This window comes from Streptomyces sp. NPDC045021 (genome assembly GCF_056432645.1).
In genome coordinates this window covers 110,489-129,459 of record NZ_JBWKIQ010000014.1, presented here as the reverse complement: position 1 = coordinate 129,459, position 18,971 = coordinate 110,489, and the positions used below count along the sequence as shown (strand labels likewise).

Here is an 18,971-nt window from a genome sequence, read left to right as displayed (position 1 = left end):
GCAGGGTTCGCAGATCTCAGAGCGCGGAGCATCGTCGCGCAGTGGTTCAGGGGAAGGGTTGATCAATGAAGACAAACCGCTACCGGACACTGGTGGCCGTCATGCTGGTCGCCGGCGTCGGTATGACCGCCGCGGCATGTTCCGACAGCAAGGACAGCGCCAACGACCCCGGCTCAGGCGACAAGAGCGCAAGCGCCAAGCTGGACCCCAGCACCAAGGTCACCATCAGCGTCGACTGCATGCCGCCCACCACGAAGGCGGCCGAGCGCAAGCAGTGGACGGACGACATAGCCGCGTTCAAGGCGCTGTACCCGAACGTCACGGTGAACAGCAAGGACGCCTTCCCGTGCGAGGATCCGGCGAAGTTCACGGCCATGATGAAGGGCGGCACGCAAACCGACGCCTTCTACACGTACATGACCGACAAGGACCAGGTACTGGACGCGGGCCAGGCCGCTGACATCTCGGCGTACGTCACGCCGGAGACCGTCCCGAACCTGAACGACATCGACCCCAACGTCATGAACGTACTGAAGGACGGCGGCAAGCTGTACGGCCTGCCCACGTCGAACTACCAGATGGGCCTGATCTACAACCGCAAGATCTTCTCCCAGGCCGGTCTCGACCCCAACAAGCCCCCGACCACCTGGGAAGGCGTGCGGGCCGCGGCCAAGACGATCCAGGACAAGCTGGGCAGCCAGGGCATCCACGGCTTCATCGAGAACGCCGGCGGCAACCAGGGCGGTTGGCACTTCACCTCGGAGCTCTACGGCCTGGGCGGCCAGGTGACCTCCGACGACGGCAAGAAGGCCGCCTTCAACACGGACGAGAGCAAGACCCTCCTGCAGACCCTGCACGACATGCGCTTCACCGACAACAGCATGCCCGCCACTCCCGGACTCGCGTGGGGCGACGTCCAGAAGGCCATGGGCACCAGCAAGGTCGGTATGTACGTCGGTGCTCCTGACGACATCCCGCTCGTCGTCCAGCAGTACCAGGCCAAGTTCGAGGACCTCGGCATGGCGCCGATCCCCGGCGGCAAGACCTCGCTGTTCGGCGGCGCCGACTACATGTTCAAGAAGTCGGCCACGCCCGACCAGATCAAGGCCGGCATCGCCTGGGTCAACTTCAAGTTCCTGACCCTGGAGAAGGGCCAGTTCAACTACGCCCGCAACAAGACGGACGGCATCCCGGTCGGACTGCCGCAGCCGTTCTTCTTCACCGGCGCGTCGAAGGACAAGGACACCTCCACCAAGGCCGCGAGCGCGACCGTACCGGTCGAGAACTTCGCCACCTACGTGGCCGCCCAGGTCCCGGTGAAGCCCGAGCCGCCGAACGCCCAGAAGATCTACACGGTTCTGGACAACGCGATGTCCGGTGCGCTGACCAACAAGAACGCCGACGTCGGCAAGCTCCTCTCCACCGCTGAGACGCAGGTCAACACGTTGCTGACGGCCAGCCAGTAGCAGCGTGCGCGGGGGCCGGCCGGAGCGCCGGCCCCCGCACCGCGGCAACCGACCGCCGATCAGTATCCGCTGTGCCCACCGGGGGTGCCCCCGGCCCCAGTCGAGGAGTTCCCATGGCGGCGACCACCGTCTCCCACAACAAGGCCAAACGCGGTACCGGGCATTCGTCGCCGAAGGGTTCCAGGCGCCGGCCCGGACTTCCGGACGAGAATGCCCGCGCGGGGTTCGGCCGGAGACTGCGCCGCGATCTGCAGGCGCACGCATTCATGATCGGCGCGGTGCTCTGCTTCGGATTCTTCTCCTGGTATCCGATGATCCGCGAAGTCATCATGAGCTTCCAGAAGACCAGACGTGGCGAGACCACCTGGGTGGGCTGGAAGAACCTCGAAACCGTCTGGAACGACCCGGGGTTCTGGCCGGCCTGGCGCAACACGATGCAGTTCACGCTCTACGCCCTGGTGATCGGATTCGCGGTGCCGTTCGTCATCGCCATCGTCCTCAACGAATTCCGGCACGCGCAGGCGTACTTGCGCATCCTGGTGTATCTGCCGGTGATGCTGCCCCCCGTCGCCGGGGTGCTTCTCTTCAAGTACTTCTACAACCCGGAATACGGTCTCTTCAATCACATCCTGCACTTCCTGCACCTGCCGGAACAGGCCTGGCTGGACTCGTCGAGCACCGCGATGATCTCCGTGGTGATCGCGGCCACCTGGATGAGCGCCGGCGGCGCCACCCTCATCTACCTGGCGGCGCTGCAGAACGTGCCGGGTGAGCTGTACGAGGCCGCCGACCTGGACGGCGCCGGGCTGCTGAGCAAGATCTGGCACGTGACCATCCCGCAGACCCGGTCGGTCCTGTCGCTGATGCTCCTGCTCCAGATCGTGGCGACGATGCAGGAGTTCACCAACGTCTATCTGCTCACCGGCGGCGCCGGCCCGGAGAACTCCACCGGGACCGTGGTCTACATGGTGTACCAGTACGCCTTCCGGTACGACAGCTTCGGCAGCGCCTCGGCGCTCGGACTCATCATGCTGGTGGTACTCGGCGGATTCTCCGGCCTGTACGCGCGGCTCAGCCGCGACAGCGACTAGGACGGGGAGAAGGACATGGCAGCGAACCAACCACAGCAGCGGACCCTGATATCCGCGGCCGCGCTGAACAGGCCCCGCGGGAAATTCATCTACTGGACCGTTCTCTCCCTGGTCGTCGTGGTCTTCACCCTGGTCTTCCTGGGACCGCTCTACTGGATGGTCTCCGGCGGTTTCAAATCCGCGCAGGAAGTGCTCCAGAATCCGCCGACGCTCTTCCCCAAGGACCCGAAGCCGGGCACCTACAAGACGGCGTGGAGCCAGCTGAAGATCGCCCGGCTGCTCTTCAACACGATGTACTACGCATTCGGCGCGCTCGCCTTCCAGCTGGTCTTCGACGTGGCCGCGGCCTACGCGATCTCCAAGCTGCGGCCGGTGCTGGGGAACCTGATCCTCGGCATGATGCTGGCCACCCTGATGATCCCGGCCGCCGTCCTGATCGTGCCGCAGTACCTGACCGTGCTCGACCTGCCGCTGCTGCACATCAACCTGATCGGCACGCCCTGGGCGATCTGGCTGCCCACGGTCGCCAACGGGTTCAACATCTTCCTTCTGAAGCGGTTCTTCGACTCGATTCCCGAGGACCTGATGGCCGCGGCCGCGATCGACGGGGCGAGTCCGCTGCGGACCCTGTGGTCGATCGTGCTGCCGATGTCCCGGCCGATCCTCGGCGTGGTGTCCATCTTCGCGGTGGTCAACGTGTGGAAGGACTTCCTCTGGCCGATGCTCGTGCAGCCCGACACGGACAAGCAGCCGATCAACATCGGGATCAACTCCCTGTCGCAGGGCGTGCCGCAGAACGTCCTCATCGCCGCGCTGGCCATCTCCGCACTGCCGACGATCGCCATCTTCCTGCTCTTCCAGCGCAACATCATGTCCGGTCTGACCGCGGGCAGCCTCAAGGGCTGACCAGCGCTTCGCCAGGACTGAACCCCTCAGAACTCCGCCGCCGGTCCCATGCCCCATCCCCGCTCGAAGGCCGGCGGCGGGGTCCCTCCTGCCCGAAAGGACGTCTCCGTGGCAGACACCCGCCCGCCCGTCTCCGACCACCACCCCGCTGCGGGCGACTGGTGGCGCAACGCGGTCATTTACCAGGTGTACCCGCGTAGTTTCGCCGACGGCAACGGCGACGGGATCGGAGACCTCGCCGGTGTCCGGGCCAAGCTGCCGTACCTCGGCGAGCTGGGCGTGGACGCCCTCTGGTTCAACCCCTGGTACCCCTCCCCGATGTTCGACGGCGGCTACGACGTCGCGGACTACCGGGACATCGACCCGGTGTTCGGCACCCTGGCCGAGGCCGAGAAGCTCATCTCCGAAGCGCTCGACCTGGGGATCCGCAGCATCATCGACATCGTCCCCAACCATGTGTCGTCCGCCCACCCGTGGTTCCGCGAGGCGCTGGCGGCCGGCCCCGGCAGCCCGGCCAGGGAACGGTTCTGGTTCCGGCCCGGCCGCGGCGAGCACGGCGAGCTGCCGCCCAACAACTGGCCGTCCCAGTTCGGCGGTGTGCCCTGGACGCGGACCGTCAACGATGACGGAACCCCCGGCGATTGGTACCTGCACCTGTTCGACAGCCAGCAGCCGGACCTCAACTGGGACCACCCGGACGTGCGGCGCGAGCACGAGGACGTGCTGCGTTTCTGGTTCGACCGCGGCGCGGCGGGGGTGCGCATCGACTCCGCGAGCCTGCCCGTCAAGGACCCGGCGCTGCCGGACCTGACCGAGGACCGGGACGGCCAGCACCCCTACGACGACCGCGACGAGCTGCACGACATCTACCGCTCCTGGCGCCGGATCGCCGACTCCTACCCCGGCAGCCGCGCCCTGATCGGCGAGGTGTGGATGCCCGACGCGGAGCGGTTCGCGCGGTATCTGCGGCACGACGAGATGCACACCGCCTTCAACTTCGACTTCATGTCCTGCCCCTGGGACGCGGCGCTGCTGCGCGCGTCCATCGACACGACGCTCGCCGCGCACGAGCCGGTGGGCGCGCCCGTCACCTGGGTGCTCTCCAACCACGACGTCACCCGCACGGTGACCCGCTACGGCCGGTCCGACACCGGCTTCGACTTCGCGACCAAGGCCCACGGCACCCCGACCGACCTGGCGCTCGGCACCCGCAGGGCGCGCGCCGCCGCGCTGCTGACGCTGGCGCTGCCGGGGTCGGTCTACATCTACCAGGGCGAGGAGCTGGGGCTGCCCGAGGTCGAGGACATTCCGGCCGACCGGCTCCAGGACCCGATGTACCTGCGCTCCGGCGGCAGCGTGCCGGGGCGGGACGGCTGCCGCGTCCCGATGCCGTGGTCGGGGAAGGAGCCCCCGTTCGGTTTCAGTCCCGACGGCGCGGCGCAGCCGCCGTGGCTGCCGCAGCCCGCCGACTGGGCGGACCGCAGCGCCGGGGCACAGACCGGTGACGCCGCCTCGATGCTGGAGCTGTACCGCTTCGCGCTGCGGCTGCGCAGGGCCGAGCCCGGTCTCGGGGACGGCCCGATCCGCTGGCTGGAGGGCGCTCCCGGAGTGCTGGCGTTCCGCCGTACAGACGTCTTCACCTGCGTCGTCAACCTCTCGGACCAGGCTGTCGCGCTGCCGCTGAACACCGCCGTCCTGCTGGCCAGCGGCCCGCTCGCCGGCGATCTGCTGCCGTCCGACACGGCCGTCTGGCTGCGGACCGCCGTCGCGCCCGGCGCCTGACCGGACGTGCCGGGCCGACGCGATGTGCTGCCGGACACGCCTCCCGGCCAGGACATCGCGTCGGAGTGACGATTACACTGGAGGGGTGCCTCAACTTCGCCTCGCCTTGAATCAGATCGACTCCTGCGTCGGTGACATCGCCGGGAACGCCGAGTCGGTAGTGCACTGGACCCGGCATGCGGCCGAGCGTGGAGCCCACCTGGTGGCGTTCCCCGAGATGGTGCTGACCGGATACCCCGTGGAGGACCTCGCGCTGCGGTCCTCCTTCGTCGAGGCCAGCCGGTCCGCGCTGGTCGAGCTGGCCGGCCGGCTGGCCGCCGAGGGCTTCGGGGAGCTGCCCGTGGTCGTCGGCTACCTGGACCGCAGCGAGAAGGCCCAACCGCGCTACGGGCAGCCCGCCGGGGCCCCGCGCAACGCGGCGGCGGTGCTGTACCGCGGCGGGATCGCGCTGCGCTTCGCCAAGCACCACCTTCCCAACTACGGCGTCTTCGACGAGTTCCGCTACTTCGTCCCCGGTGACACCCTCCCGGTGATCCGTGTGCACGGCGTGGACGTCGCGCTCGCGATCTGCGAGGACCTGTGGCAGGACGGCGGCCGGGTGCCCGCCACCCGCGCCGCCGGCGCCGGGCTGCTGCTGTCGGTCAACGCCTCGCCGTATGAGCGGGACAAGGACGACACCCGCCTGGAGCTGGTGCGCAAGCGCGCCCAGGAGGCCGGCTGCACGCTCGCCTATCTGGCGATGACGGGCGGCCAGGACGAGTTGGTCTTCGACGGCGACTCGATCGTCGTCTCGCCGACCGGCGAAGTGATCACCCGCGCCCCGCAGTTCGAGGAGGGGTGCGTCCTGGTCGACCTGGACCTGCCCGCCGCCGGCGCCGTGCCGTCCGGTGTCCTGGACGACGGTCTGGAGATCGAGCACGTCACGCTCTCCGCCGAGCCGGTCGCGCGCTACGAGCCCGAGGTGGCCGGCGGCTACGCCGACCGGCTCACCGACGACGAGGAGGTCTACAGCGCCCTCGTCACGGGACTGCGCGCGTACGTGACGAAGAACGGCTTCCGGTCGGTGCTGATCGGGCTCTCCGGCGGCATCGACTCCGCGCTGGTGGCCGCCATCGCCTGCGACGCGGTCGGGCCCGCCAACGTGTACGGCGTCGCGATGCCGTCCCAGTACTCCTCGGAGCACTCGATCGGCGACGCCGAGGAACTGGCCCGCCGCACCGGACTGCACCTGCGGACCGTCCGCATCGCGCCGATGTTCGACGCGTACATGGCCTCGCTGGGACTCACCGGCCTCGCCGAGGAGAACCTGCAGTCCCGGCTGCGCGGCACCACCTTGATGGCCATCTCCAACCAGGAGGGCCACATCGTGCTCGCGCCGGGCAACAAGAGCGAGCTGGCCGTCGGCTACTCGACGCTGTACGGCGACTCGGTCGGCGCGTACGGACCCATCAAGGACGTCTACAAGACGACCGTCTTCCGGCTCGCCCGCTGGCGGAACGCGTCGGCCGCGGCGAAGGGCGAGACCCCGCCGATCCCCGAGAACTCGATCAGCAAGCCGCCCAGCGCGGAGCTGCGCCCCGGCCAGGTCGACACCGATTCACTGCCCGACTACGACGTGCTCGACCGGGTGCTGGAGCTCTACGTCGACCGGGACCAGGGCCGGGACGCGATCATCGCCGCGGGCTTCGACCCGGAACTGGTGACCCGGATCCTGAAGATGACCGACACGGCCGAGTACAAGCGCCGGCAGTACCCGCCGGGCACCAAGATCTCGGCCAAGGGCTTCGGCAAGGACCGGCGGCTGCCGATCACCTCGCGGTGGCGAGAGACGGGCCGCGCGGAGAACTGACCTTCCCCGGCTCAGATCTGCAGGCGGGCGGCGACCGGAAGGTGGTCGCTGCCCGTCTTCCCCAACGTCCAGGACGACATCGGCTCGATGCCCTTGACCATGATCTGGTCGATGCGGGCCATCGGGAAGTCGGCGGGCCAGCTGAAGCCGAAGCCGTTGCCCGCCGCGCCCTGCGTGGAGCGCATCTGCGAGGTGACGGACGCCAGCGAGCGGTCGTTCATGGTGCCGTTGAGGTCGCCGAGCAGCACGACCTTGCTCAACGGCTCCTGCACGATGGACTCGCCGAGCGCGTCGGCCGCGCTGTCGCGCTGCCCGGCGGTGAAGCCCGCGTTGAACTTCACGCGCACCGACGGCATGTGCGCGACGTAGACCGCGATCTGGCCGTGCGGGGTGGAGACGGCGGCCCGCATCGCCCGCGTCCAGCCGAGCCGTATGTCGACCGTGTGCACGCCCTGGATCGGGTACTTGCTCCACAGGCCGACGGTGCCCTGCACCGAGTGGTAGGGGTAGGCGCCGGCGAGCGCCGCCTGGTACGTGGAGACCTGACCGGACGCCAGTTCCTCCAGCGCGACGAGGTCGGCGCCGGCGGCGATGACGTCCTTCGCGGTACCGGTCGGGTCCGGGTTGTCGGCGTTCACGTTGTGCGTGAGCACCGTCAGGTTGCCGCCGGACTTCTCGTTGTCGGTGAGCAGTCCGCCGAAAAGGTTGAACCACACCAGGACCGGCAGCAGTACGGCGATCAGCGCCGTCGCCGAGCGGCGGACCAGCGCCACCACCAGCAGCACCGGAAGGGCCAGGCCCAGCCAGGGCAGGAACGTCTCCAGCAGGCTGCCCAGGTTGCCGATCCGGTTCGGTACGTCGGAGTGGAGGAACAACACCAGTGCCAGGATCACCGCGAGCGCCGCGGTGATGATGCCTCTGCGCCACATACCGTCGCGCTGCCAGCCGAAACGCCGTCGCGCTCCTGAGGCTGAACGGTTCGGCTCGGGGCCGTCCGTGGCTGCGTCGGTCATGTGCGCCTGGGTCATATGGGGGGTCCTCACTGCCTTGCCGAGTGCAATGCCGACCCTAAGGGATCGACATAAGAACCGACGGGCCGGAAGGGGCGGCGGGTTCCACCGGAACCCGCCGCCACCGTCCCCTGTGACAAGACGCGTACATAACGGTCAACGCGGTCAACGCGGGCGCGCGCCCTCCAGGACCGTGTCGACGATCAGCTCCGAGAGCCCGTCCTCCAGCGACGCGCCCGGCCGCATCATGGCGCGGCTCAGCATCGGGCCGGCGAAGATGTCGCCGAGCAGTTCCAGGTCGAGTCCGGCCCGGATCTCGCCGGTTCGCACCCCGCGCTCCAGCACCTGGAGCATGGCGTCGCGGCGGGTGACGACCACGGTGTCGTGGTACTGCCTCCACAACTCGGGGACCTGCTGGAACTGCAGGAGGATGTTGCGCATCACGGCCGAGGAGCGCTTGGCCAGACCGCGCCGCCGGATGGCGTCGACCATGGCGACCAGGTCGTCCCGTACCGATTCGCCCGCCAGGTCGGGCGTCGGCTCGTCGATCGAGTTCAGAACATCCATCAGCAGCGCGTTCTTGCCCGGCCAGCGCCGGTAGACGGTGGCCTTGCCGACCCCGGCGTCGCGGGCGATGCCCTCGATGGACAGCTCGCCTATCGTGACCCCCTCCTCCAGCATCCGGAGCACCGTCTCGGTGATCGCGCTGTCGGCGGCGGCGCTGCGCGGGCGGCCGCGCGGCGCGGATTCGGTACCCGCCTCGGTCATCGCTCCGCTCCGACCGCCTCCGGGGCCCGCTCTCCGCCCTGCTTCGGCACGGCGTCCTTGCGCGGCAGGAAGGCCAACACCACCAGGGTGCCGACCATCGCGACGGACGCGGACCCGATCGCGGTGATGTGCATGGCGTGGATGAACGCGTTGTTGGCGGGCTGGAGCAGCGCCTTGCCCGCGGGCCCCATGTTCTCGGCGACGCCGTAGGTGGCCTGGATGGATTCGCCGGCCGCGTGCCTGGCGGGCGCCGGGAGGCCGGTGAGGTGGCTGTCGATGCCGTCCCGGTAGGTGGTGGAGAGCAGCGAGCCCAGGATGGCCACCCCGAGCGCGCCGCCGACCTGCCGGAAGGTGTTGTTGACGGCGGATCCGGAGCCGGCCTTCTCGCGCGGCAGCGACGACATGATCATGACGGTGGCGGGCGGCATGACGTGTGCCATCGCCGTACCCATCAGGAAGAAGAGCACTTCCAGGATCCAGATCGGGGTGTCCTGGTCGAGCAGCAGGAAGCCGAGGAACGCGACGGCCGTCAGCGCCAGCCCCATCGCGCACACCGCGCGGGGGCCGAACCTGTCGACGACCAGCCGGGCGCGCGGCGCGAAGATCATCTGGGCGGCGGCGAGCGGCAGCAGCAGCACGCCGGACTCCAGGGCGCTGTAGCCGCGCACGCTCTGCGTGTAGAAGACGACGAAGAACGTCACGCCCATGAGCGCGAAGAAGACCAGGCCGATGGCGGCGACGGAGGCGGAGAACTGCCGGTTGCGGAAGTACGTGACGTCGAAGGCGGGGTGGTCGCTGCGCTTCTCGTAGACCACGAAGGCGGCGATCACCACGAGCCCGGCCAGTATCGTCAGCCACACCTGGGGCCTGGTGAAGTCGCCCAGCTGGCCGCCCTTGATGATGCCGTAGATCAGCAGGACCAGGCCGACGATGGAGAGCAGCACGCCGACGGGGTCGAGACGGCCCGGGTTGGGGTCCTTCGAGTCGGGCACGATGATGACCATCGCGACCAGGGCGACCGCCACGATCGGCACGTTGATCAGGAAGACCGAGCCCCACCAGAAGTGCTCCAGCAGCGCACCGCCGGTGATCGGGCCGATCGCGATGGCCAGGCCGACCACACCGGTCCAGATGCCGATGGCCTTCGGCTGCTCGTCGCGCTCGAAGACGTTCATGATGATCGCGAGGGTCGCGGGCATGATGAACGCGCCGCCGAAGCCCATCAGCGCCCGGAAGGCGATGAGCTGCCCCGACGAGTCGGAGACCGCGGAGAGCGCGGAGCCGACGCCGAAGACGAGCATGCCGAAGAGCAGCACCTTCTTGCGGCCCAGCCGGTCACCGAGCAGACCCGCGGTGAAGAGCAGCCCCGCGAAGACCAGGGTGTAGGAGTTGATCGCCCACTCGAGCTGGCTCTGGGTCGCCCCGAGGCCGGTGGGGGCGGGCTGGGCGATCGTCTTCATCGCCACATTGAGGATCGAGTTGTCCAGCACCACCACCAGGAGGCTGAACAGCAGGACGGTGAGCACCGCCCATCGACGGCGGTGGATCGCCTCGGGGATGGCTCGGGTCTGACTCGAGGATATGGACATGGCCCCACGCTAGCCCTCATTTCCGATACGGGACCGTCTCGTATCGTAAAGCAGGGGTAAAAATAGGGGGGCTCTTTGCGTAGGCCGCCACACGTGCCAGCATGGAAGGGATCCGGGGACGCCGTCAGGGTGCCTCGAGATGACTGAAGGAGCCGTTGCAATGACGCAGATTCCGGCTGCCCAGAAGCAATCCGACAGCGTCCGCGCGCTGTACGGGGGCACGGGCACGCGCCGCATCACCGTCCGCGACATCACCGCCGCCAAGGACCGCGGCGAGAAGTGGCCCATGCTCACCGCCTACGACGCCGTGACCGCCTCCGTCTTCGACGAGGCCGGGATCCCGGTGCTGCTGGTCGGCGACTCGATGGGCAACTGCCACCTCGGCTACGACACCACCGTCCCGGTCACCATGGACCAGATGACGATGCTGTCCGCGGCCGTCGTGCGGGGCACCAGTCGCGCCCTGATCGTCGGCGACCTGACGTTCGGCTCGTACCAGGAAGGGCCGGTCCAGGCGCTGCGCAGCGCCACCCGACTGGTCAAGGAGGCCGGTGTCCAGGCGGTCAAGCTGGAGGGCGGCCAGCGCTCGCTGGCCCAGACCGAGCTGCTCGTCGAGTCCGGTATCCCGGTCATGTCGCACCTGGGCCTGACCCCGCAGTCCGTCAACGCCATGGGCTACCGGGTCCAGGGCCGCGGCGACGAGGCCGCCCACCAGCTGCTCCGTGACGCCAAGGCGGCACAGGACGCGGGCGCCTTCGCAGTCGTCCTGGAGCTGGTGCCGGCCGGGCTCGCCGCCGAGGTCACCCGGTCGCTGCACATCCCGACCATCGGCATCGGCGCCGGGCCCGAGTGCGACGCCCAGGTGCTGGTGTGGACCGACATGGCGGGCATGACCGGCGACCGCGTGCCGCGCTTCGTCAAGCAGTACGCGCAGCTGCGGTCGGCGCTGGGCGACGCGGCGAAGGCGTTCGCCGAGGACGTGACCGGCGGGGCGTACCCGACCGAGGAGCACAGCTTCCACTAGGGAGCAGGCCGTTCCGGATCCGGACGACTTGTTCGCCGGCGGGTGAGTCGTCCGGGCCCGGGATGCGTACTACAGGGTGAGCGCCGCCCACGGCGGCGACCCCCGCACAGTACGGGAAGTCATCATGCCCATCACCCGCACCAGCAGGACGGCAGCGGCCGGCGCGTTCGCCGCCGCCGCGCTGCTGGCACTCAGCGCATGTGGATCCTCGAATTCCGGCAGCAGCGGCACCACCACCCCGCCTCCCCCGGCCTCGTCCTCGTCGACAACGGCCGGTGCGGGGCTGGCGGCGGCGCAGGACGCCAAGCTCGGCGCGATCGTCACGGACGCCCAGGGCTTCACCCTCTACCGGTTCGACAAGGACAAGGCCGCTCCGCCCACGTCCAACTGCACCGGACAGTGCGCGGCCACCTGGCCGCCGGTCGCCGCGGTCACCACCGTCAAGGGCGTCGACCTGCACCTCGTCGGCACGGTCACCCGCGCCGACGGCAGCAAGCAGGCCACCCTCGGCGGCTGGCCGCTGTACCGCTACAGCGGTGACGCCAAGGCCGGCGACACCCATGGCCAGGGCGTCGACGGCACCTGGTTCGCGGTGGCTCCCGACGGCAAGAAGGCAGGCGGCGCGGCGCAGACGCCCGCACCCACCGATACCGGGTCGAACGGGTACTGATGCGCAACCACTCATCGCAGACACTCGCGCCGCGGCGCCCGGTACGACAGGATGCCGCCGTGGACGGGGATCCCACCGGGCCGCTCCCGGAAGAAGAATTCATGCGAGCGCTGTACCGCGAACACGCGGGCGCGCTGCTCGGATTTGTGCTGCACCTGGTGGGCGGTGACCGGTATCTGGCGGAGGACGTCGTCCAGGAGACGCTGCTGCGGGCCTGGAAGAGCGCGGGACGGCTCGATCCGGCGGCCCGTTCGCTGAGGCCCTGGCTGGTGACCGTCGCCCGACGTATCGTGATCGACGGCCATCGCAGCCGCCAGTCCCGTCCGCCCGAGGCTCCGCCGGCCGCACTCGACCAGCTGCCCGCCGAGGACGAACTCGACCGGTCGCTGCGGCTCATGACGATCTCCGACGCGCTCGGCGATCTGACCGAGGCCCACCGGCAGGTGCTGATCGAGACGTACTTCGCGGGTCGTACGGTGACCGAGGCGGCGGACGAGCTGGGCGTACCGGCCGGCACAGTGCGCTCAAGGGTGTTCTACGCCCTGCGGGCGCTCAGGAACGCATTGGAGGAGAGAGGGGTGACCACCTCATGACCGAGTACGCACCCGGGCCCGGGGCGCCCCTCGACCCGCACCTGGACGTCGGGGCCTACCTCATCGGCGCGCTGGACGACGACGCCATGACGCGCTTCGAGCTGCACCTCGTCGACTGCGAGGAGTGCGGACGGCAGCTGGACGAGCTGAGCGGACTCGTACCGCTCCTCGGCGAGCTGCGGCAGAGCGGCGGCGTACCGGAGCCGGTGCGGGAGTGGCCGTCCGGAGCGACGTCCGCGCGGGCGCCCGCCCAGCCGTTCCCCCAGCCCGTGCAGCCGTATGCCCAGCCGGCGGCCAGCCGGCCGGTCGCGCAGCCCCCGGCACAGCCCGCGACGCACCGCACCGCGCGGCGGCGGCCCGGCCGCAGCCGGCGGCTGGTGCTCGCGCTGGCGGCCTGCGGAGTGCTGGCCCTCTGCGGATCCGCTGTCGGGGTCCTCGTCACCCAGCAGGACACCGCGACGCCGGTCGCTGCCGCGCAGTTCACGGCGGGCGACCCGGCCACCGGGGCCAATGCCACCGTCGGCGTCACCGGCAAGAAGTGGGGCACCCAGGTCGATCTCCGGCTCTCCGGCGTCAATGGCCCTCTGACCTGCAGTCTTGTCGCTGTGGGCCGGGACGGCAGCCGGCAGACCGTCGCCACCTGGTCGGTCCCGGCGGCCGGGTACGGCACCACCGAGCAACCCGCACCGCTCACCGTCCAGGGCGCGGCGGGCCTCTCCCCCGCCGACATCTCCGGCTTCGACGTCATCACCTCCACCGGACAGCACCTGCTCACCGTTCCGACCGTCTGACACCGGTGTGATCCCCGTGTGATCGCCGTGTCAGCCCCATGGGGGCGGTGTCGGTGTCCTGTCGGTCCGCTGTCAGTGGGCCACGCCATGGTTGGTGCATGACGACGCGACAGAGTGACACGGTGGGCGCCGCCGTCGAGGTACGGGGGCTGGTCAAGCACTATGGCGAGACAAAGGCCCTGGACGGTGTGGACCTCGATGTACGGCAGGGCACCGTTCTCGGTGTGCTGGGGCCGAACGGCGCCGGCAAGACAACGCTGGTACGGGTGCTCTCCACCCTGATCCAGCCGGACGCGGGCAGTGCCCGCGTCGCCGGATACGACGTACTCAGGCAGCCCCGGCAGCTGCGCAGGGTGATCGGTCTGACCGGGCAGTACGCCTCGGTGGACGAGAAGCTCTCCGGCCGGGAGAACCTGTACATGATCGGGCGGCTGCTCGATCTGTCCCGCAAGGACGCGCGGTCCCGCGCCGACGGGCTGCTGGAGCGGTTCTCGCTCACCGAGGCCGCCAAGCGGCCCGCGAGCGGGTACTCCGGCGGTATGCGGCGCCGGCTGGACCTGGCGGCCTCCATGATCGGCAACCCGTCGGTGCTCTATCTGGACGAGCCGACGACGGGCCTGGACCCGCGCACCCGCAACGAGGTGTGGGCCGAGGTCAAGCGGATGGTCGCCGAGGGCGCGACGGTCCTGCTGACCACGCAGTACATGGAGGAGGCCGAGCAGCTCGCCGACGAGCTGACGGTCATCGACCGCGGCCGGGTGATCGCCAACGGCCGGGTCGACGAGTTGAAGGCCAAGGTCGGCGGGCGGACCCTGCAGATCCGGCCGAGCGACACGGTGACGCTGCCCGCGATGTCCGCGGCGCTCGCCGAAGCGGGCCTGGACGGGGTGGCCGGCGCCACCATCGACCACGAGGACGGCGTGCTGAACGTGCCGATCCTCAGCGACGAGCAACTGACCTCGGTGGTCGGACTGCTGGGCGCGCGCGGTTTCTCCATCGCCGGGATAGGGACGCATCTCCCCAGCCTGGACGAGGTGTTCCTCTCCATCACCGGCCAGAAGACGGACCAGGGCGCGCGGACCGGCGCCACGGAGCACTCCGACTCCGACGCCGATTCCGAGAAGTCCGAAGTGAAAGAGGGGGTAGCGGCATGAGCGCCGCAGTCATCACCACCACCGCGCCCGTCAAGGCGCAGGCCGGCGAGGGCCGGATAGGCGTACGCGCCAATCTGCGGCACATCGGGGCGCTCGCGCGCCGCAACATGCTGCAGATCAAGGAAGACCCGGAGTCGATGTTCGACGCCGTGCTCATGCCGATCATCTTCACGCTGCTCTTCGTCTTCGTCTTCGGCGGCGCGATCTCCGGCAAGGGCCACCAGCAGGACTACGTGAACTACGTGATCCCCGGGCTGATGGCGATGATGGGCATGAACATCGCGATGGCCGTCGGCACCGGTGTCAACCAGGACTTCAGCACCGGCGTGATGGACCGCTTCCGCACCATGCCGATCGCCCGGTCCTCGGTACTGATCGCCAAGATCATCGTGGAGATCGGCCGGATGCTGGTCGCCACCACGATCCTGCTGATCATGGGATTCATCCTGGGCCTGTCCATCTCGACGTCCGTGTTCCACCTGCTGGCCGCGGTCGCGCTCTCGATGGTCTTCGGCGCCTCACTCATGTGGATCTTCATCCTGCTCGGGCTGACGATGAAGACCGCGCAGGCCGTACAGGGGGTGGCCATGCTTGTCCTGATGCCGCTGCAGTTCGGATCGTCGATCTTCGCACCCACGACCACGATGCCGGGCTGGCTGCAGAGCTTCACCGACGTCAATCCGCTGTCGAACCTTGCGGACTCCGCCCGGAACCTGATGAACGGCGGGCCCGTGGCGCACTCCGTCCTGATCACCCTGGCCTGGACGGTCGGCATCACCGTGGTGACGGCTCCGCTGGCCGTGCGGAAGTTCCGCAACAAGACGTGACCGGCACCGGCCGGCCCGGTCCGGGCCGGCCTCCGTGTCAGTCCCCGTCACGCATCAGGGCGATGGTCTCCATTGCGGAGAGACCGTCGCCCGCCGCGTATGCGGTCTCGAACGCGGCGTCGCCGAGCAGCTCGCGCAACTCCCGCTGGGCGTCCGCCAGTTCCACCTTCTCCAGCGGGGAGGGGGCGGAGGGCCGCAGCACGTCGTGCGCGCCGAGCATGGTGGCGGCCCGGACCGCCGTGGCGGCCCCGCCCTGCGGGGCCGATCCGGAGTGCACCCGGGCGACCAGGATCGTCACCGCCACCGGCACCAGCAGCATGCCGATCCGCGGGGCGATGACCTCGGTGAGCACGCTCTGGCCCAGGTGGTCGAGACCCTCCCGCAGGTGCAGCATGCCCCGCTCCGGGTCGCCGCCGCGGCAGATGAGCCAGCCCTTGATGCCGTGCAGCATGCCGTGGATGAACTGCGGCACTCCGACCGGCGGAACCGCCATCATCTCGTCGATCAGCAGGTGCGCCTCGTCGAGGTCCCCCCGCCGGCCCAGCAGCGCGACCAGCAGGATCCGCCCGTAGAAGGCGGCGCCGCCCGCGACCGCGCCGAACGACGCGGCGTCCTCGATCGCCGCCCGGAGCATCGACTCGCCCTCGTCGATGTCCCCCATGTTGATGATCATCTCGGCGAGCCGCACGCTGAGGATCGGCACCTGCTGGTACGAACCCAGCTCCTGGGCCATCCCGATCGCCTCACGGCAGCACTCGGCCGAGCGCTCCCACTGGCCGCCGTTCGCGGTCGCCTCGGCCTCGGCGGCGAGCGCCTCGGTCATCCCCCAGCGGTCGCCGACCTGGCGGAACAGGTCCCGGCTCTCCCGGACGTCCGCCATCGACTGGTCCAGCTTCTCCAGTACGTCGTTCATCATCTTGGCCCGGATCTGCAGCGCGAACGCCAGCTCCCAGGGCCCCCCGAACTCCCGGCAGCTCAGCACCAGGTTGTCCACCAGCTCCTGCAGCCGGTCGAACTCCCCGGACAGGAACGCCGCGAAGGGGCTCATCAGTCCGGGCCGCCGGGCGGTCTGCGGCAGGTTCGGCGGATAGGCCTCCAGGACCGCCCGTCCGGCCCTCGCGACATCCGGGTCGCCCCAGCGGTTCTCCATGTCCCCGTCGTTGGAGACGAGTTCCATCATCCGCACCCAGCGGCGCGCCTCGTACAGCTGTTCGCGGCCCATCGGCGGCGGCGCGTCCAGCGGACCCCGCTCCACCGGCTCCAGGGTGGGCGGTTCGGCGAACGGGTCGGGCCCCATCGCCGACACGACGGCCGGCCAGGTCAGCTGCTCCGTGTGGTAGTTGCGCATCTCCCAGAACCAGCCGCAGGACAGCACCAGTTGCAGTGCCTCCTGCTCGTCGCCCAGGTCGACCGCACGGCGCAGCGCGGCCCGTACGTTCTCGTGCTCACGCTCCAGCCGTGCCAGCCACAGCAGTTGGTCGTGGCCGCGCAGCTCCGGGTCCGCGGTCCTGATGTACTCGCGGAAGCAGCTGATGTGGCGGCGCTCGACCGCCGCGCGCTCGCCGGACTCGTGGAGCCGCTCGGCCGCGTACTCACCGATGGTCTCCAGCATCCGGTAGCGGGCGCCGTCGTCGGTGAGGTCGGCGAGGACCAGCGACTTGTCGACGAGCGAGCCGAGCAGGGCCGCGGCGTCGGCGGCGTCGATCCCGTCGCCGGAGCAGACCTCCTCGACGGCTTCGAGCGTCCAGCCGCCGGCGAAGACCGCCAGCCGGCGCAGCAGGGTGCGCTCCGCCGGGTCCAGCAGGTCCCAGCTCCAGTCGACGACCGCGCGCAGCGTCTGCTGGCGGGGCAGTACGGTCCTGCTGCCGCCGGTGAGGAGCCGGAAGCGGTCGTCGAGCCGGTTGGCGAGCTGGCGCGGGGTGAGGCTGCGCAGCCGGGCGGCGGCCAGTTCGATGGCGAGCGGCAACCCGTCGAGCCGGCGGCACAGTTCGACGCACGCGACCGGATCGTCGTCCACCGTGAACCCGGGGCGCGCGGCGGCGCCCCGGTCGGCGAGCAGCCGCAGGGCGAACGGGTCCGGCAGCGGATCCAGCGGGCGCACCCGCTCGCCGGGGACACCCAGCGGTTCGCGGCTGGTGGCGAGGACGGTGAGGCCGGGGCAGTGCGCGAGGAGCTGTTCCGTGAGGGCGGCCGCCGCGTCGATGACGTGTTCGCAGTTGTCGAGCACGAGCAGCAGGCTGCGGCTCACGCAGTACTCCGCGAGCATCCTGGCCGGGTCCTTGGTCTTGCCCTCCACGCTGCTCAGCGCCTGTTCCGCGGCGCTGCCGGGGTGCAGCAGCGTCTCGCGCAGGCCGAGCGAGGTGAGCACCGCCTCGGGAACTGTCCGCGGGTCGCTGACCGGTGCGAGTTCCGCGTACCAGACGCCGTCGGACCAGCGGTCGCGGAGCAGGTCGCCGGTCTCCTGCGACAGCCGGGTCTTGCCGGTCCCGCCGGGTCCGGTGAGGGTGACCAGCCGGGCCGCGGCCAGGTCCTCGCGGATCGCGGCGAGGTCGGCCGCCCGGCCGACGAAGCTGGTGAGCCGGGCGCGGGCGTTGCCCGAGCGGCGGGGGGCCGGCGCGGACGGCGGCTCGGGAACGGTCCCGACGGCGGCCGGGAGCGGTGGTTCCGGCTCAGCGTCCGGCGCCGGGTTCAGCAGTTCCGTGTGCAGCGCGCGCAGTTCGGCGCTCGGGTCGGTGCCCAGCTCGTCGGCGAGGTCGCGGCGTACGTCCTCGTACGCGGTGAGCGCGTCGGCGGTGCGGCCCGCGTCGCGCAACGCCCGGATGTGCAGGGCGCGGAGCGACTCGTTGAGCGGATGCGCGGCGGCGAGCCCGGCGAGCTCGGGCAGTTGCTGCGCCGCGCGGCCGAGCGCGAGCCCCGCGGTGAGGCGCAACCGGACCGCCTCCAGCCGCAGTTCGTCGCAGCGCACCGCGAGCGTGTCCCGGTCCGGCAGATCGGCGAACGCCGGTCCCCGCCACAGGGCGAGGGCGTCCTCCAGCAGGTCGGAGGCCTTCACCGGGTCGCCGTCGGCCAGCGCCCGGCCGCCCTCGTCCACCAGCCGCTCGAAGCGGTGCACGTCGACCGCCTCGGGTGCGGCGCACAGCCGGTACCCGCCGTCGGCCGAACCGATGGCGTCATGGCCGATGGCCCGGCGCAGCCGCGCGACCAGTGCCTGGAGCGCGCCGGTCGCGTTCGCCGGTGGATCGTCGGCCCACAACTCGTCGATCAGGGCCTCTGCGGTTATCAGCCGCCCGGGGCGCAGGGCCAGCGCCGTCAGCAGCGCGCGCAGGCGCAGCCCCGCGAGCGGGACGGGGACACCGTCGTCGCGGAATGCCTGAGTGGTGCCGAGGATCGCGTAACGCACGCCCCCATCTTGCCCTCAATCGCGGGACAGGCTTGTAAATTACGGCCGCCC

The 18,971-nt window shown here is 70.2% G+C and carries 15 protein-coding genes; 11 read left to right on the top strand and 4 right to left on the bottom strand.

Going from position 1 to position 18,971, the window contains the following annotated elements; genetic code table 11:
- Positions 1 to 65: 65 nt before the first annotated feature.
- From AC07DC_RS33795 to AC07DC_RS33775, 5 genes are all read left to right on the top strand, one after another.
- Entirely contained in the window at positions 66 to 1,466 is a 1,401-nt protein-coding gene (locus AC07DC_RS33795; protein ID WP_478918311.1) for an ABC transporter substrate-binding protein, read from the top strand.
- 113 nt (positions 1,467 to 1,579) lie between these two features.
- Positions 1,580 to 2,557, top strand: coding sequence for a carbohydrate ABC transporter permease (locus AC07DC_RS33790; protein WP_478918310.1), 978 nt, complete (start codon positions 1,580 to 1,582; stop codon positions 2,555 to 2,557).
- A 15-nt stretch (positions 2,558 to 2,572) separates the two neighbouring features.
- Positions 2,573 to 3,463 carry a carbohydrate ABC transporter permease gene (locus AC07DC_RS33785; RefSeq protein ID WP_478918309.1) on the top strand — a complete coding sequence of 297 codons (891 nt, stop codon included), beginning with the start codon at positions 2,573 to 2,575 and terminating at the stop codon, positions 3,461 to 3,463.
- Between the two features lie 48 nt (positions 3,464 to 3,511).
- Positions 3,512 to 5,245, top strand: coding sequence for a glycoside hydrolase family 13 protein (locus AC07DC_RS33780; RefSeq protein WP_478918308.1), 1,734 nt, complete (start codon positions 3,512 to 3,514; stop codon positions 5,243 to 5,245).
- 85 nt (positions 5,246 to 5,330) lie between these two features.
- Positions 5,331 to 7,094 (top strand): NAD+ synthase, encoded by a 1,764-nt coding sequence (locus AC07DC_RS33775; RefSeq protein ID WP_478918307.1) that lies wholly within the window; start codon positions 5,331 to 5,333, stop codon positions 7,092 to 7,094.
- Between the two features lie 11 nt (positions 7,095 to 7,105).
- Here AC07DC_RS33775 and AC07DC_RS33770 read toward each other — a convergent pair whose 3' ends face one another.
- From AC07DC_RS33770 to AC07DC_RS33760, 3 genes are all read right to left on the bottom strand, one after another.
- Positions 7,106 to 8,023: an endonuclease/exonuclease/phosphatase family protein gene (locus AC07DC_RS33770; RefSeq protein ID WP_478918385.1), complete on the bottom strand. Its 918-nt coding sequence runs from the start codon at positions 8,021 to 8,023 to the stop codon at positions 7,106 to 7,108.
- Between the two features lie 246 nt (positions 8,024 to 8,269).
- Positions 8,270 to 8,872 (bottom strand): TetR/AcrR family transcriptional regulator C-terminal ligand-binding domain-containing protein, encoded by a 603-nt coding sequence (locus AC07DC_RS33765; RefSeq protein WP_478918306.1) that lies wholly within the window; start codon positions 8,870 to 8,872, stop codon positions 8,270 to 8,272.
- Positions 8,869 to 10,461, bottom strand: a complete 1,593-nt coding sequence (locus AC07DC_RS33760; protein WP_478918305.1) for an MFS transporter — start codon at positions 10,459 to 10,461, stop codon at positions 8,869 to 8,871. Before AC07DC_RS33760 ends, AC07DC_RS33765 begins: the two co-directional genes overlap by 4 nt.
- 160 nt (positions 10,462 to 10,621) lie before the next feature.
- Here AC07DC_RS33760 and panB point away from each other — a divergent pair, with 160 nt between their 5' ends.
- The 6 genes from panB (at position 10,622) to AC07DC_RS33730 (ending at position 15,520) form a co-directional block, all read left to right on the top strand.
- The gene (gene panB, locus AC07DC_RS33755) at positions 10,622 to 11,485 is read left to right on the top strand and encodes a 3-methyl-2-oxobutanoate hydroxymethyltransferase (protein WP_478918304.1); all 864 of its coding nucleotides are present in this window, start codon (positions 10,622 to 10,624) and stop codon (positions 11,483 to 11,485) included.
- A gap of 124 nt (positions 11,486 to 11,609) precedes the next feature.
- The gene (locus AC07DC_RS33750) at positions 11,610 to 12,155 is read left to right on the top strand and encodes a COG4315 family predicted lipoprotein (protein ID WP_478918303.1); all 546 of its coding nucleotides are present in this window, start codon (positions 11,610 to 11,612) and stop codon (positions 12,153 to 12,155) included.
- Positions 12,155 to 12,748 (top strand): sigma-70 family RNA polymerase sigma factor, encoded by a 594-nt coding sequence (locus AC07DC_RS33745; protein ID WP_478918302.1) that lies wholly within the window; start codon positions 12,155 to 12,157, stop codon positions 12,746 to 12,748. The genes AC07DC_RS33750 and AC07DC_RS33745 overlap by 1 nt, the downstream gene beginning before the upstream one ends.
- Positions 12,745 to 13,539, top strand: a complete 795-nt coding sequence (locus AC07DC_RS33740; RefSeq protein WP_478918301.1) for an anti-sigma factor family protein — start codon at positions 12,745 to 12,747, stop codon at positions 13,537 to 13,539. The genes AC07DC_RS33745 and AC07DC_RS33740 overlap by 4 nt, the downstream gene beginning before the upstream one ends.
- Before the next feature lie 98 nt (positions 13,540 to 13,637).
- Complete coding sequence (locus tag AC07DC_RS33735; protein ID WP_478918300.1) at positions 13,638 to 14,693, top strand: ATP-binding cassette domain-containing protein; 1,056 nt, start codon at positions 13,638 to 13,640, stop codon at positions 14,691 to 14,693.
- Positions 14,690 to 15,520, top strand: coding sequence for an ABC transporter permease (locus AC07DC_RS33730; protein ID WP_478918299.1), 831 nt, complete (start codon positions 14,690 to 14,692; stop codon positions 15,518 to 15,520). Before AC07DC_RS33735 ends, AC07DC_RS33730 begins: the two co-directional genes overlap by 4 nt.
- Positions 15,521 to 15,557: 37 nt before the next feature.
- Here the strand turns inward: AC07DC_RS33730 and AC07DC_RS33725 are convergent, their stop codons facing one another.
- A complete protein-coding gene (locus AC07DC_RS33725; RefSeq protein WP_478918298.1) occupies positions 15,558 to 18,920 on the bottom strand; it encodes an AfsR/SARP family transcriptional regulator in 3,363 nt (1,120 codons plus the stop codon).
- Positions 18,921 to 18,971 lie beyond the last annotated feature (51 nt).